Genomic DNA, 13,555 nt, shown 5'->3' with positions numbered 1-13,555 from the left:
ACGTCGTGTGGGTGGTGCTGACAGGTGGTGCTGTGCTGCTCCCCGCCCGGCCGGCCGGGCGGGGAGGGTCAGAGCTTCCGCACGTACGCCTTCGCGCCGTTGTGGAAGTACAGGGTCATCCCCTGCTCCTGCTTGCCGTCGCGGGTCGACCAGCGCTCGATGCGCGCGATCTCCGGCGAGCGTGCCTGGCCGATCGCCCCGGCGAGCCAGCCCTCGGGGCTGTCCCCAGGGACTGCGTCGGTCCATGCGGCCGGCTCGCCCTCGACAGGCTGCTCCTGGTGGTCGTGGCGCTCGCCGTCGGCGAGCTGGCCGATGATCTGCCAGCGGGCCTCGCCGTCTGCCGTGCTGACCGCGATACCGAAGGGGTGCTTGTCGTCGCCGGCCTCCGCCAGGGTCCGCACCTGGAGGGCTCCCGCGGTGTTCTTCAGGGTGTCGAGGACGAAGTCCTGAAGCCTTCGTGGACGCATGTGGATCTCCCTTTCGTGGCGGGCTGGCCGCGCCAGTCTAGGAGCGGGGGGCGGGCGACATGCCGACGCCCCGATCGGCGAAGAACGACAGCCGTCTGGTACGCGGCCTAGCAGGTGCAATCAGCGATTGCCCAGGTCAGTGCGGCTCCGAGTGCGGCCAGGACCGTGAGGTACGCGACCAGGCGCCAGTCAATCCTGCGCATCGTCGGCCCCCTTCCCGAGCATGTGCACCGCGGCGGAGATCAGCCGCGCGACGGTGAGCGGCGCACACAGCGTCGCGGCAGAGGACATCGGGACCGCCCAGTAGGAGGCGATCGCCGGGTCCGGGTCCGTGACGTCCAGCCGTGGCACTCCCAGGTACGACTCGCGGCCGAGGAAGTCGACCTCGTGGTCCCGCCGGCGCCAGTCGTCGACGGCCTCGTTCCACGTCCTCGGCATGCTGGCCGGGACGATGAGGTAGTAGCGGCGGCCGTGCGGGTCGCAGATGACCGGGCCTCCGTCGAGGGCCTCGTCGAGGAAGGCATCGACCTCCCTCGAGGGCCGGGTCCCGCCGGCCACCGCGTAGACCAGGTGGGCGGGCAGCCGTACGGCGGAGAACAACGTGCCCAGCGGCAGCATCGCGATCCGGTGCTCACCCCACTCCTTGCGTGCCCGTTCCCGGGCGTCCTTCGGGAGAGTGGACAACAGCCAGTGCTCGGTGGCCAGTCGACGATCGGCTCCCGGGTGCACGAGCACTCCGGGGTCCGTCTGTACGGGCGACAGAGCCCTGATGTGGGACGACATGCGCTTTCCTTCCGACCCGACTCGGTATGGAGCCCCATCGTCAGGAGGAAGATTCGCCGATCCCATACCAACCTGACATACCGTGGCCGTATGGTCACGGCATGAGTGGTCGGGAACTCTGGGCTGACGGGCGTCTGCGTGCAGCGTGGGCTGCCCGCGACTGGCCCACGCTCATCCGCCGGTACCGGGCCCTGGCGGGCATCTCGCAGCAGCGCTTCGGCGAACTGGTCGGGATGACGCAGGGCTACGTGTCCCGCCTCGAACGGGGCAGGCTGCGGGTGGTCAGTGAAGACGTCATCGCCCGATTCGTGAGAGGACTGCAAGTGCCGATCGAACTGGGCGGCGTACGCAACAGCGGCGACGAGTCACAGCAGTGGGCTCCGTCCGCAGAGCTGCGCGACCGGATAGCCCATGCCCACACCACCGGCCGCGCGGACCTGCGTACGGCCGACTGGATCGGCGTCGTACTCAGCCAGCACCGACGCGCCGAGGACACGATCGGCGGCCGCGCCCTGTGGCCCGTCGTCCGCTCGCAGCTCGACGCGGTCACACAGCTCATCCCCCTCGCCGCCGGCGCGGCCGCGGACTCCCTCATGCTGCTCGCCGCGGAGCACGCGCACTGGTTGTCGTGGGTGGCCTGGCAGGAAGAACAGCGGGGACCGGCCCTGTCGTGGATCGACCTCGCGCACGGCTGGGCTGTCGACGGCGGCCACGCGGACATGGCGTCCTGGGCCCAGCGCGTACGGGCGTACTACAGCCTGACGTACGGCGATCCGGTGCGTGCCCTGCGCACGGCTGAGGCCGCCCGGTATGTGGGCCCGAGGCCGCTCTCTCCCGCGGCGGAGGCGGTGGCTGTCCACCAGGAGGCGATGGCGGCCGCCCGGCTCGGCGAGCGGAACCGGGCGGCGCGGCTCGCCGACGAGGCCCACGCCCTCGCGCTGCGGGCACCGGAAGAGGAGGAACGCCCGGGCTGGCTGTACTGGCTCGACGCGACCAGGTCTCAGCTGCAGGTCGCCGATGCCGCCTACGCCTGCCACAGATGGCGGGACGCCGCGGACGGCTTCCGCCAGGCGCTACCCGCCCTGGCCGGCTACCCCAGGGACTACGCGTACTACCAGGCCCGGGCGGAGGACGCCGAGCAGCGGGCCTAGACCAGGTCGTAGCGGAGGATGAGCGGGCTTTCGCCGTCGGCCAGGCGCTCGCGCACAGCGGCCTCGACCTCGTGGTGATGAGGGCCGTAGCGGAGTGCCTGTCCACCGGCCTCGCCCGCAGGCTCCGGGTCGGACAACTCGAACTCCTCCTCGCGCAGCGGGAGGTCGGCAGGCTCATAGTCGTCCGGCCCGGCGCCAGGCGGCAGGACTCGGTACCTCACCAGGTAACGGCTGGTCATGACGGCGCCCTTCTACTCCCGACAGCAGAGCGCCCCAGGTGTCGGGGCCCGGGGCGATACAGGCAGCATAACGGCCACCCATGACAGCGTGGGCAGCAAATGACGGAACGCCCCCTGCACGGCCCGCTTACGGGCCGTGCAGGGGGCGTCGCTCATTCTGTTCCGGGGTCGGGAGCAAGGGTCTGTGTGCGCCGGTCAACGCGGTCGACCGCGTCCCGGAGGGACCCGCCCGAATTGGGCTGCAGCTCATGGTCGACACGGGCCAGGCGCTCCTCGATGTGGTGGAGGCGGACCATGACGCCGGGGCGGGCCGGGACGCCGGGCCGCTCCGGAACGCCGTGCCAGTCGTCGGCCATGTCGTCCATCCGGTCGACCAGCCTGCGCAGCCCCCGGGCCACACGCCACGCCAGTACCGCGGCACCCGCGATCGTCACGGCTGCCACGCTCCACACCGCCGCGGCGTCGACCGCGGTCACTCCCGTGCTCTGGCTCATCTCGTCCCCCCGCTCTCACGGCCCGCACGCTTCAGCGCGGCGAGGACGTCGTCGTCCTGGCGGCCTGCGCCGTCAGTACGCAGCCAGCCGGGCAACAGCCTCTGGACGCCGGGCACGGCCATAACCCGGGTGAAGCCGCCCGCGATGGCCAGCGCGCCCGCGACCCACGGCAGCGCGGCCGGGATACCGGACGCGTCGACGACGGCCGGCAGCACGACGGCAATACCGATCGCTGTCTGGAGGATCGTGCGTGCGGTGCGCTTCGTGGAGTCCTGCATGGTGTCTCACTTTCCGGAGAGGAGCAGCCGCCAGGTGAGCGGGCCGGGGTAGCCGTCCGCGTCGCCGGCGAGAGCGGGCGTCGCCCGCTGGAAGTCACGGACGTTGTCGCGGGTGTGCCGGGTGAATCGGGGCCCGGGCTGGTAGCCGTCGCCGTCGTGGTGACGGGCGAAGCCGCGCCGGATCAGGCCCTTGTCGAGGACGGTCACAGCCGGGTTGGTCTTGCCGAGGATGAAGGCGGAGCGGCCGGGGAATGGCGGTGCGGCGGTCGTAGCGGTGGCGCCGGGCAGGTAGCCGAGCAGCTGCTGCAGGCTGACCGCGCCGGGCACACCGTCGGCATCCTCGTGCGGGGCGGTCCCGGAGTAGCCGAGACTGACCTGGAAGTCGCTGAAGTTCTCGGTGTCGGCGTCGCTCCAGTCCGGGCCCGGCCCGACCTGGTAGTGCGAGCCGAAGCCGCGCGCCACGAGCGCCTCGCCGACGGTGGTGACGTGGTCGCCGTGCGCCCCGTACCCGTACGACAAGCCGTTGATCACGACCTGGTAGCGGGCGATCTCTCCTGTGCCGCCGCCCGTACCGCCACCGGTGCTGGTGCCGTCCGGCCGGCGCGCGCCCGCCTGCACCCACGCATACAGCGGGTCGCCCGGGCAGGCGGTGGCGTAGCCGTCGCGGTGGCCGAGGACGTCGTCGCCGGCGGCGCCCGCGCTGCGGTTGCGCTCGATCGCGTCGACCAGGCCGTGCAGCATGGCGTCGGTCGGCTGCACCAGGCCGGAGGCGCCGAGCATCGCGCACACCGAGTAGTGCCGGGAGTTGAGGGTGGCGGTGCCGTTCGCGCCGGTCCTGCGGTGCACGCCCCGACCCTCGAAGACGCTGCCGTGCGGACAGACGACGTCGTTGTACGCGATGTCGGAGTAGTCCTCCTTCGTGTTGGCCAGGTGGGCGGCCTGGAGGTCGCGCATGTGGGCGTAGCAGCTGCTGTGCGCGCCCGGGTCCGCGAGGCTCTTGGGGACGTAGGCGCCCTCGTAGTGCACCTTCGTGCCCTCGGTGGAGGAGATGTAGACGAGGTCGTAGCGGGACGGCCGTGCGCCCCATTCTGCTCGAGTGATGAGGTCCATGGGCCCTCCAGGGCATGGGTAAGCCCCGGGCCGGATCGGCGCGGGGCGATGGGTGCGGGACGGTACGCGACCGGTCAGGCCACCTCTGTGATCTCGACGACGAGGCTGCAGTTGCTGCCCAGGCACTCCGTGTTCGTGGACGTGCTCGCGATGAGTTTGAAGGTGTGGCTGCCCGCTGCGGCGAGGGTGCCGACGTAGCTCTGGGGGTGTGTGCCGCGGTCTGCGGCGGCGTCCTGGCGGAACACCGCCAACGGCAGCTGATTGGCGCCGTCGACCACGAGACGGCCTGTCGAGGATCCGGCCGACGCACCCAGCGAGTTGAAGTCGAAGACCGCCCAGGCCTTGAAGGTCGCCCCCGGCATCTCGGTGGTCAGGGTGATGGTGGCGCCGGTGACGTCCACGTTGGTGGACGAGGCGGGGACGGTGCCCGTACCGATCGCTATGGGGTACGTCCGCGGCTGCAACCGGTTGGCGCGTCCGGCGGTGAGCCGCTCTCCTGCGAGGAAGGCCATGTGTTCTCCCTTCAGAGAGCCAGGTAGGCGGGGTGGGCGAGGCGCACGTCCGTGCCTGCGGAGTGGTTCTTGACGATGCCGTTGACCGACCGGACGACCGTGAACGTCTGCGGGCTGGACGCGCCGGTGATGCCGGTGACTTTCATGACCTCGCCTCCCACACGGATGTCGAGGGGGAGCTCTACCGGGTCCTGCGTCCACACCGGTCCGGACGTGGTCGTGACGGAGATCGAGGTGGCGGTTGCCGAGATGCCGGCGGTGAGTGCGGAGCCGTCGGTGTCCACGCGCACCGGGGCCCGGCCGGTGAAGGAGAGGTCGTCGATGTAGACGGCGTCCTCGCCGCCCGCCGTGCTGTTGTCCTTCACGTAGCGGAACGTCACGGTGCTCTTGCCGGTGACGTCGACGATGGCCTGCGTCCACGGGGTGATGCCCTGGGCGCGCAGGACCTGGACGCTGTCGACGAGGACGAGCAGCCGGTCGCCCTCGAAGCCGGGCCCGGACGCTTCGCTGGACGTCCAGTACCAGAACCGCAGTTCGGTCATGCCCGGCGGGACGGCCACGATGGCGTCGGACGTCTGGTTGTTGGTGATCGCCCCGGAGCGCAGTGCCCAGGTGCCGCTGTTGTAGTGGGCCTGCGAGCGGGTCCAGGGCAGGGTGCCGCCGTTGGTGAAGGGGATGACGTAGGTGGTGTCCTGGAAGTCCTCGTAGTAGGCGAGGCCGGCCACGGTCCAGGGGTCGGCCGGGGTGCAGGTGAAGAAGACGTCCCAGGCGTACTGGTCGAAGGACTCGGTGTAGCCCTGGACGATCAGGTTGATGTCGCCGGGCGGCAGCCACGGCGGCGGGTTGGTGATGCGGATCAGGTCGCCCTGGTCGACTTTGAGGAGGGCCGGGATGAGGTGCGGGGCGGCCGCGAGGTTGACGTGGACGACCGGGTAGCGGGGCGCGTCCCAGGTTCCCAGGTGCAGCATCCAGGCGGCGATCGGCTGCGCCTGGTCGTCGCGGGCGAGGGAGCGCTGGATGCTGCTGTCGTACAGGCCGACCCCGTCGGGCGGGGCCTTGACGGAGAGCGGCCCGTCTTCGAGGACCGCGCGGCCCGCGCTGCCGTCGATGCGCTGGACGGTGACGTCGTTGACCACGTCGGCGTCGTCGTCCAGCGGCTCCAGCGGCGGCGCCACTTCCCCGCCGGCGGCGTAGTTGAGGGTGAGGGCCGGGGCCTGGTTGTAGAGGGTGGTGCGGCCGCGGTAGCGCAGGGCCGGCCGGGCGCGGTGCTCCATCAGGATGCCGCCGTCGGAGTCGGCGGCCTGGCCGAGCAGTTCGAGTAGCTGGGCGGGACGCTGGGCGCCCATCGCCTCCTGCCCGGTGATGAGGCCGCGCACGGACAGCGGGATGTTCTCCTCGCTGGCCAGGCGCAGCAGCCGGGTCCCGGCGTACTCGCCGAGGAACCCGTCGTCGGCGGACTCGTAGGTGGTGACGGCCGACGGGTAGGGGGAGGCGAGGGACGCGGCGACCCCGGTCCACACCGCGACGTGCCCGAGGCTCATGCCCTGGAAGTCGGAGCCCCAGCTGCCGAGGATCTGGGCGGCGCGGCCGGGCGTGCCGGTGAAGGAGGTGCGCGCGAACCAGTAGGAGGCCAGCCCGTCGGTGCGGCGCCAGGACGCGTGCAGGAACGTCGTGCCGCCGCTGGCGGAGGTGTAGATCTGCAGGCGGTTCCAGGGTCCGGTGAGCGCGGCGAGGGCGTCGGCGTCGGTGTAGTTGATGAAGCCGAGGACCGTGTCGTCGGAGTCGCGGGCCTCGATGCGGATGCCGCCGGTGCCGACGAGGACGGTGCAGTACGCCATGGCGGAGCCGGAGACGCGGACGCAGGCGATCTGCTGCTGGGTGGCGGGCAGGGCCTCCAGCCGGTAGACCATCTCGACGTGCCAGCCGGTCGCCGTGCCGCTCGGCACGGTGCCCTTCACGGTGGACGCGGAGCCGAGCGTGGGCAGCGCCTCTGATCCGGGCAGGGTGTCGACGCCGGCGAACTGCAGGCCGGTCACCGTCATGGGTGCGACGCCGGTGATGGGGCTGTAGGCCTGGGTGGCGCCGGAGCCTTCCTCCATCGGCCAGTAGGCGTCCGGGTTCCCGGAGGGGATGCGGCGGCGCAGCGTCGAGGCGAGCGGGGCGGTCGCGCGGCCGTAGCGGCGCAGCACCCCGGCCGCCTCGACCGGCACCCAGCGGTCGTTGCCGGAGACGTCCCAGCGTGGCGGCCAGGCGGAGATCTCCCCGACGAACCGGTCCTCGCGTGCCCGTACCTTGGCGGTGCCGTTGACGGTCCAGGTCCGGCCCGCGCTGTCGACGAACGAGGTGGCGCCGTCGGCCAGGGAACGGAAGTCCGGGCTGGCGACGATCGTGCCGTCGATGCCGGAGCGGACCTGGAAGCGGGTGCCGATGCCGGTGAACGGCTTCCTCGGCGGGGTGGTGGTGGCGTCGGCGGGGCCGATGTACAGCGGGCTGTTGGTGGCCTGGATGCTGGTCGTGGTCGCGCCGACGGCGTCGCCGCCGATCTGCTCCCACGGGCCGTCCAGGGAGTCGGCCTGGTACCAGCGCAGGGTCAGACCGCCCGCGCCGTTGTCGACGTCGAGGGTGACCCGCAGGGCGCGGCCGCCGTAGTAGGCCGCCGTCAGGAACGCGGTCTGCACGACGGCGCCGGCGTCCAGCCAGTTGAAGACGATGTTCCCGTTGAAGACGCGCAGCGTCCAGGACCGCTCGGCTGGGGTCGGCCCCCACTTGCCGATGATGGCCTGGCTCAGGGCGGTGTCGGTCATGTCGATGTCGAACTCGGCGCGGACGTCGATGTCGCCGGTGATGTCGAGCACGGCGGTGTCCGGGGTGGAGACGGTGCCGGTCGCATCGCCGTCCAGTTCCAGGTGCGCCTCGGCCGCGGGCAGGTGCACCCGCACGGGCGTGTTGCGGCCGATCTTCCCGTACAGGTCGGAGAGCGGGTTGCCCTGGCTGTAGCGGCCGGAGACGCCCGGCGCGACCTTGCTGGCCCCATTGTTGAAGGTCAGTTTGCACTTGCCCGGGTCGGTGCGGGCGCCCTCGTCGGGGCGGCCGCGCACGATCGTCATCAGGTCGCGGGTGTAGACGTCCGCGGTGATGGGCTGCCATACGCCGTCGATCTTGAGGTCCGCCTGGATGTCGAGCGGGGTCTGGGGGAACGCCACCGCGGATGTCTCCTTCCTATCGCCGGCCGACGAGGCCGTCGGCGCTGCCGCGTCCGTCGACGCGGATCATCTTGCGGAGCAGGCGCTTCCAGTCCTCGTCGGCGCCGCGCACGTCGAGGATGACGCGGGCCGTGCCTCCGCCCGCGGCCATGCCCAGGACGGGTGCCATGCCCAGGCCGAGCGGGGCGGGCTGCACGGACTGCGGGGCCACGCCGGGCATGGCGTCCAGCTCGGCGCGCAGTGCCGGGATCCGGCCCGCGATGCCCTGCTGGAAGTCCTCGACGAGGGCTTGGCCGGAGTAGCTGGTGTAGCCGCGGCCGGAGAACGGGCCGGTCTTGGCGGGGGAGAACGGGAAGAAGTCCCGGGCCGCGGAGACGATGTCACTGGCCGCGTCGCGCACGGAGCCGATCCGCGACTTGATGCCGTTGATGAAGCCGCTGATGAGGGCGGAGCCGGAGTTCCACAGCAGGCTGCCGAGGTTGCCGAGGCCGCTCTTGATCCGGCCGGGCAGGCCGCGCACGTAGGCGATCATCTCGTTGGCCTTGGTGATCGTGCCCTGCTTGGCGGACTGCCAGTGCTTGACGATCAGTCCGGCCAGCGTCCAGTTCAGCCACAGGTTGTAGATCCGCCCGGGCACGCCCTTGATCCAGGTGACGAGCGCGTTCCACCAGGACGCGGCCGTGCTCTTGATCGAGGACCAGTGCTTGATCAGCAGTCCGATCAGGGTGAAGTTCATGAACGCATTGATCATCATGTCCTTCGCCCAGATCAGCTTGTCCACCACCCAGTTCCAGGCGGCCAGGGTCCAGGCCTTGATCTGGTCCCAGTACACGACGATCAGCGCGACCAGGGCGGCGACGGCGAGGATGATCCAGCCGATGGGGCCCATGGCGATCAGCCACTGGGCGGCCATGACCGCGGCCCAGGCGACCGCCCGCGCGGCCATCAGCGTGAACTGCACGGCGGCGGTGACGCCGGCGCGGATGACGGCCAGGATCCAGGTACCGATCGACACCAGGGCGGAGCCGGTCCACGCCGCGGCGGTCCGCAGCGCCGACAGCGTGGCGGCCGCGCCGAGCCGCAGGTAGACGCCCAGGCCCACGGCGTTCATCCGCAGCCAGCCGCCGATCACGCCCCACGTCGAGGCGGTCATGACGGTGTGCGCCGCGGTGACCACGGTGGAGATAGCCGAGTACGTCATCATCGCGCCGCGCACCACCAGCACCGTGGCGGCCAGCCCGGCCAGGGTGTAGGCGAGCGGCTCGAACACGGCCTGGTTGTCCATCGCGAACGAGACGAAGCCGCCGGTGACCTCGCCGAGTTTGCCGAGCGCCTGCCGCTTGAAGCGCTCCAGGCTCTTGGCCGCGCTGTCGCCCATGGTCTCGGTCAGCCGGTCGGCGGCGCCGTCCGCCTTGTCCATGCCCGAGGCGGCCGCCGCCGTCGCCGGGTCGAGCGCGTACAGGGCGTCACCCATGACGTTGGCCGGGTCGCCGAACAGGGCGGCCGCGGCGTTCAGCCTGGTCTGCTCGTCCGTTGTCCCGCGCAGCGCGTCGAGGGTCATCGACAGGGCCTGCTCGGCGCTGTCCCCGCCCGCGCCGATCATCTTCGCCATGTCGGAGGCGGACAGGCCGATGCTCTTGTAGGCGGTGTCGACTGCGGTGCCGCCGGCCAGGGCGCGCTCGCCGAACTGGCCGAGTGCGTCCGCGACTTGGTCGGCGTCGCGGGCGCCGTTCTCCAGGCCCTGGGAGATCAGGCCGGTGGCGGTCTGGCCGTCGATGCCCAGCCGGCGGAACTGGGTGGAGTACTCGTTGAAGGTCTCCAGCAGGTCGCCGGACTTGTCGGCCGCGGTGCCGAGCCCGGCCGCGAGAATGTCGAGGGCCTCGTCGACGTTGTCCGCCAGGCCGGTGCGGACCATCTGTCCGGCGGCCGCGGTCGCCATCGTCAGGTCTTGGTCGAAGGTCTCGGCCAGTGCAGTGACCTTGGTGGTCACGCCCTCAAGGCCGCCCTCGGCGGCGGAGGTGTCGCCGATGTTCTGGTAGACGCCCTTGATCGCCAGGTTCACGGTGTCGACCGAGTCGCCCCAGGCGTTCTGGTAGACCGATGCTGAGACCTTCGCGACGTCGGCCGCTTCCTGCGGGCCGAGGCTGAGCTGCGCGGCCAGCTTGGCGTTGGCCGCGTCCGTGTTGATCTCCTGTGCCAGGCTGACGCCGAGCGCGGCCGCGACACCGGCACCGATGCCGGTGGCCGCGGTGTCGAACCGCTCGCGCGCGGACGACAGACCCTGCTCGGTGTTGTCCCTCGCGACGAGGTTGAACACCAGCGACGTATCGCTCACCGCGCACCCCCTGTGGTCAGGGGGCTAGCGGCCCCTGCTCTTCATCTGTTCGAGCGCCTTGGTCTGCGCTTCCTCGTAGGCGTCCAGCCAGGACAGGACGGCGTCTTCCTGCTCGACCGTCAGGAGCTCCCACTCCCACGGGCGGATGGACAGCAGGCGGGCCGCGTCGCCGTAGCGCGCTACTCGGCGACGGGCGGCTGGGCTTTTCCCTCTTCCTCCGGGTCCTCCGCCGCGGCGGCGATCTGCTCGTCGAGGCGGGCCAGGATCATCGGCCGCATCTCGGCGCTGGCCCCTTCCTCGGCGGCCTCGCGCATCTGCCGCAGCTCGCCCCGGGAGTACTCCAGCGACAGCTCGTCCCACGCGAAGTCGACGTCGTCGAACTTCACGGCGCCGGGGTGGTCGCGCTTGAGGAAGGTGAACAGCAGCGCGCGCCGGCACAGGCTCGATCCCTGGACGACGTCCTTGGTGAACTCCGTCCAGGTGCGGCCGGTCAGGCGCTCGATGCTCTCCCGTTCGGAGGACATCATTTTGCGCGGGTTGTACTTCCAGCGCGTCGGCTCGTCCTGCCCCTCGGGCGTGTAGACCAGGAACACGTGTCTCTCCTCATCCGGCCCGGTCGGCGATGCGCCGGGCCATGTTCTCCATGGCCGCCTCGACGGCCTGCTTGTAGACGCCCTCGCGCCCCTGGAATGCCTCGTCGAACCAGCCGGTCTTGCCGTGCTGCTGCACCCAGATCTCGCGGTTGCCGTACACCGGGTGCCGCCAGCCGCCCGCCCTGTTCAGCCGCTTCGGCGCGTTGGGGAAGCCGCGGATGTTCTTTGTCTTGAAGGCCTTCACCCGGGCCCCGCTCCAGCGGCCGCCGAGCTTGACCTCGGGCCGGATCTTCTTCGCGACGGACGAGCGCAGGGCGGGGGCCGTGGGCAGGCCGGCCGACGAGACGGCCATGACGGCGCTCTTCGCCGCGGCGGCCCCCGGCTTCAGCGCCTCGCGCATATCGCGGGCCAGCTCCTTGCGCAGCTGCTTCCCGTCCTCCTCCGCACGGATCGCACGGGTGAGAGCGGCCAGGCCCTCGTGCGTCTCCACGCCGAGGCTGAACGGCGGGCCCCCGCCGGCCATCAGGTCGTCGCCCTCGCCACGGCCCCCGAGGTGGGGAACGTCAGCCCCACGGTGGCCTCGTCACCCACGCTGCCCTCGATGGGGTTCCACCCCTTGATGAGGACGTTGCCGGAGTACTGGGGGTTGGACGTGCCGACCGCGGCCTGGTCCGCGCGGACTGTGAACGGGACGACCTGCCCGAGCAGCGGCCACATGATCGCGTCGAGCTGCGAGGCGGCGAAGTCCTGGAGGAACTCGCACGAGAGTTCACCCGACTTAAGGCCACCGAGGACGACCTTCCACCCGAGCGACGCGTAGGTGGTGACGTCCTTGTCCTCGACCTCGACGGACAGCTCGGCCTTCTTGGTGAAGTCCTTCAGATCGGTGCCGTTCAGCGTGAGGTGCTGAGCGAGCAGAACCATCTTGGGCATGGGGCCCCCTTCCAGGGCATGGCGAAACACCCGACAGGGGCCGGGCCGCGGGGTGGTGTGGGGTTACTGGATGCCGAGCGAGGCGACGAACAGGAACGACGGCGTGGTGCCGGTGATGGTCCAGGCGATCCGCCACCAACTGTCGGTGATCGCGGTGCCGTCGGTGCGCGCGACCTGGCCGCCGGCGGCCGTCGCCGCGGTGAACGTCGCCCGCGTCGTCGGCGCGGCGAAGGTGTTGTCCGGAGCCGACTCGACACGGGCCGTCAGCGACGGCGTCGTACCGGCCACGGACAGGACGTGCAGCGCCGCGTACAGCCGCTTGCCGGCGGCGACCACGCCAAGGTTGAGGGCGGTGCCCGTGCCGGTCGCGGTGCGGGCGGTGCCGGGCGGGTGGGCGAACTGCCCGCGCACCAGCGGCCACGACGACTTCGCGGTGCCGGACCAGGGGGCAACCTCCCCGACCGCCTCGAACAGCTTGTAGTCCGAGCGCAGCGCCGCCATGAAGTACGCCAGGTCCCCGACGGCGGCGCCGTTGTTCGCGCTGACCGACCAGGGGATGACGGTGCCGAGGTGGGCCCATGAGGAGTCGTCGACCTTGCTCGGGTCGCCCGCTTCCCATTGGCCCTCGCCGGACAGCTCGGCCGAGCGGAGTCCGCCGAGGACTTCCGTCCAGCCCTGGCTGGCGTAGTTCGTGCTGTCCTTGTCCTCGACCTCGGCGGACAGCTCGATCTTGTTGGACGCTCCGGTGAGGTCGACGCCCGCGGCGAAGGTGCGGACGTTGAGCAGGACGGTCTTGCTCATGTCGCCTCGCCCTCGGGGTGGGCCGCCCGGCGCCGGCGCGGCGCGGCCGGAGGCTCCGCATCGGCGGCGACTTCCTCGGCGACGCCGGAGGCGACCAGGTGCGCGGCCTCAGCGGTCGGCAGATCCACCTCCTCGCCCTCGGCCGGCCACGGCTCGCCGTTGCGGGCGGCACCTTCGGGCATGGCGACCAGCATGCGGATCCTCATCCGTCCCCCTGTCCGATGATCTTGATCATCAGTTCGGCGCCGACGTAGGTGGTGCCGGCGTGCTCGTACCAGCGGTAGCCCTGCACGCGCATCACGTGCAGGTCGTGGGCGAGGCCGCCCAGGGCGTACTCGCCGGGCGCCCCTCGCGCGAGTTCGATCGTCTGCTTCAGCGAGGCCGGGCCCGAGCCGGACAGCATCGCGTCGAGGATCCGCTGAGCTGCCCGGTCGTCAGCCCTGCCCACCAGGACACGGCTGGTGAAGGTCAGTTCGTCCAGGCCGCGGCTCATGGCCCGGTCGAATAGCTGCTCGTACTCGGCGACGAAGAAGTGCGGCGCGGTCACGGCGTCCGGCACGTAGCCGGAGCAGGTGAGCTTGCCGACGCCTTCGGGCAGGACCACGTAGCGGGCCGCTTCGGCGATCGCCTCACGCACGGCGGAGATCTGCACGCTG

Annotated in this window: 16 protein-coding genes; 1 reads left to right on the top strand and 15 read right to left on the bottom strand. The window is 71.3% G+C overall.

Annotated elements, in window-relative coordinates:
- Positions 1 to 68: 68 nt before the first annotated feature.
- Entirely contained in the window at positions 69 to 467 is a 399-nt protein-coding gene (locus AB0N31_RS10725) for a hypothetical protein (protein ID WP_366058003.1), read from the bottom strand.
- Between the two features lie 189 nt (positions 468 to 656).
- Positions 657 to 1,250, bottom strand: coding sequence for a hypothetical protein (locus tag AB0N31_RS10720; RefSeq protein WP_366058002.1), 594 nt, complete (start codon positions 1,248 to 1,250; stop codon positions 657 to 659).
- Positions 1,251 to 1,351: 101 nt separating this feature from the next.
- On the opposite strand from AB0N31_RS10720, the gene AB0N31_RS10715 reads away from it, so the two are divergent.
- A complete protein-coding gene (locus AB0N31_RS10715; protein ID WP_366058001.1) occupies positions 1,352 to 2,401 on the top strand; it encodes a helix-turn-helix transcriptional regulator in 1,050 nt (349 codons plus the stop codon).
- Here AB0N31_RS10715 and AB0N31_RS10710 read toward each other — a convergent pair.
- The 13 genes from AB0N31_RS10710 to AB0N31_RS10650 all read right to left on the bottom strand — a co-directional run bounded on the left by AB0N31_RS10710 (position 2,398) and on the right by AB0N31_RS10650 (position 13,551).
- Positions 2,398 to 2,640, bottom strand: a complete 243-nt coding sequence (locus AB0N31_RS10710) for a hypothetical protein (protein ID WP_366058000.1) — start codon at positions 2,638 to 2,640, stop codon at positions 2,398 to 2,400. The two genes, AB0N31_RS10715 and AB0N31_RS10710, sit on opposite strands and share 4 nt — an antisense overlap.
- A gap of 152 nt (positions 2,641 to 2,792) precedes the next feature.
- On the bottom strand, positions 2,793 to 3,134 hold the full coding sequence (locus AB0N31_RS10705; RefSeq protein ID WP_366057999.1) for a hypothetical protein: 342 nt from the start codon (positions 3,132 to 3,134) through the stop codon (positions 2,793 to 2,795).
- Complete coding sequence (locus AB0N31_RS10700; protein ID WP_366057998.1) at positions 3,131 to 3,412, bottom strand: hypothetical protein; 282 nt, start codon at positions 3,410 to 3,412, stop codon at positions 3,131 to 3,133. The genes AB0N31_RS10705 and AB0N31_RS10700 overlap by 4 nt, the downstream gene beginning before the upstream one ends.
- A 6-nt stretch (positions 3,413 to 3,418) precedes the next feature.
- On the bottom strand, positions 3,419 to 4,522 hold the full coding sequence (locus AB0N31_RS10695) for a peptidoglycan-binding protein (RefSeq protein ID WP_366057997.1): 1,104 nt from the start codon (positions 4,520 to 4,522) through the stop codon (positions 3,419 to 3,421).
- 74 nt (positions 4,523 to 4,596) lie between these two features.
- Positions 4,597 to 5,034 carry a hypothetical protein gene (locus tag AB0N31_RS10690; protein WP_366057996.1) on the bottom strand — a complete coding sequence of 146 codons (438 nt, stop codon included), beginning with the start codon at positions 5,032 to 5,034 and terminating at the stop codon, positions 4,597 to 4,599.
- 11 nt (positions 5,035 to 5,045) lie between these two features.
- A complete protein-coding gene (locus AB0N31_RS10685; RefSeq protein ID WP_366057995.1) occupies positions 5,046 to 8,237 on the bottom strand; it encodes a hypothetical protein in 3,192 nt (1,063 codons plus the stop codon).
- Positions 8,238 to 8,253: 16 nt separating this feature from the next.
- Positions 8,254 to 10,572, bottom strand: coding sequence for a phage tail tape measure protein (locus tag AB0N31_RS10680; protein ID WP_366057994.1), 2,319 nt, complete (start codon positions 10,570 to 10,572; stop codon positions 8,254 to 8,256).
- Positions 10,573 to 10,751: 179 nt separating this feature from the next.
- The gene (locus AB0N31_RS10675) at positions 10,752 to 11,165 is read right to left on the bottom strand and encodes a hypothetical protein (RefSeq protein ID WP_366057993.1); all 414 of its coding nucleotides are present in this window, start codon (positions 11,163 to 11,165) and stop codon (positions 10,752 to 10,754) included.
- A 10-nt stretch (positions 11,166 to 11,175) separates the two neighbouring features.
- The gene (locus AB0N31_RS10670) at positions 11,176 to 11,688 is read right to left on the bottom strand and encodes a hypothetical protein (RefSeq protein WP_366057992.1); all 513 of its coding nucleotides are present in this window, start codon (positions 11,686 to 11,688) and stop codon (positions 11,176 to 11,178) included.
- Positions 11,688 to 12,098: a phage tail tube protein gene (locus AB0N31_RS10665; protein ID WP_366057991.1), complete on the bottom strand. Its 411-nt coding sequence runs from the start codon at positions 12,096 to 12,098 to the stop codon at positions 11,688 to 11,690. The genes AB0N31_RS10670 and AB0N31_RS10665 overlap by 1 nt, the downstream gene beginning before the upstream one ends.
- Before the next feature lie 63 nt (positions 12,099 to 12,161).
- Positions 12,162 to 12,899, bottom strand: a complete 738-nt coding sequence (locus AB0N31_RS10660) for a hypothetical protein (protein ID WP_366057990.1) — start codon at positions 12,897 to 12,899, stop codon at positions 12,162 to 12,164.
- Entirely contained in the window at positions 12,896 to 13,105 is a 210-nt protein-coding gene (locus AB0N31_RS10655; RefSeq protein ID WP_366057989.1) for a hypothetical protein, read from the bottom strand. The genes AB0N31_RS10660 and AB0N31_RS10655 overlap by 4 nt, the downstream gene beginning before the upstream one ends.
- Positions 13,102 to 13,551 (bottom strand): hypothetical protein, encoded by a 450-nt coding sequence (locus AB0N31_RS10650; RefSeq protein ID WP_366057988.1) that lies wholly within the window; start codon positions 13,549 to 13,551, stop codon positions 13,102 to 13,104. Before AB0N31_RS10650 ends, AB0N31_RS10655 begins: the two co-directional genes overlap by 4 nt.
- Positions 13,552 to 13,555: the final 4 nt, after the last annotated feature.

The sequence above is a fragment of the Streptomyces sp. NPDC051051 genome, from assembly GCF_040682975.1.
In the GTDB taxonomy this organism is placed as follows: domain Bacteria; phylum Actinomycetota; class Actinomycetes; order Streptomycetales; family Streptomycetaceae; genus Streptomyces.
Note: the sequence above shows the minus strand (reverse complement) of the source record. Positions and strands in the feature narration are given on the sequence as shown.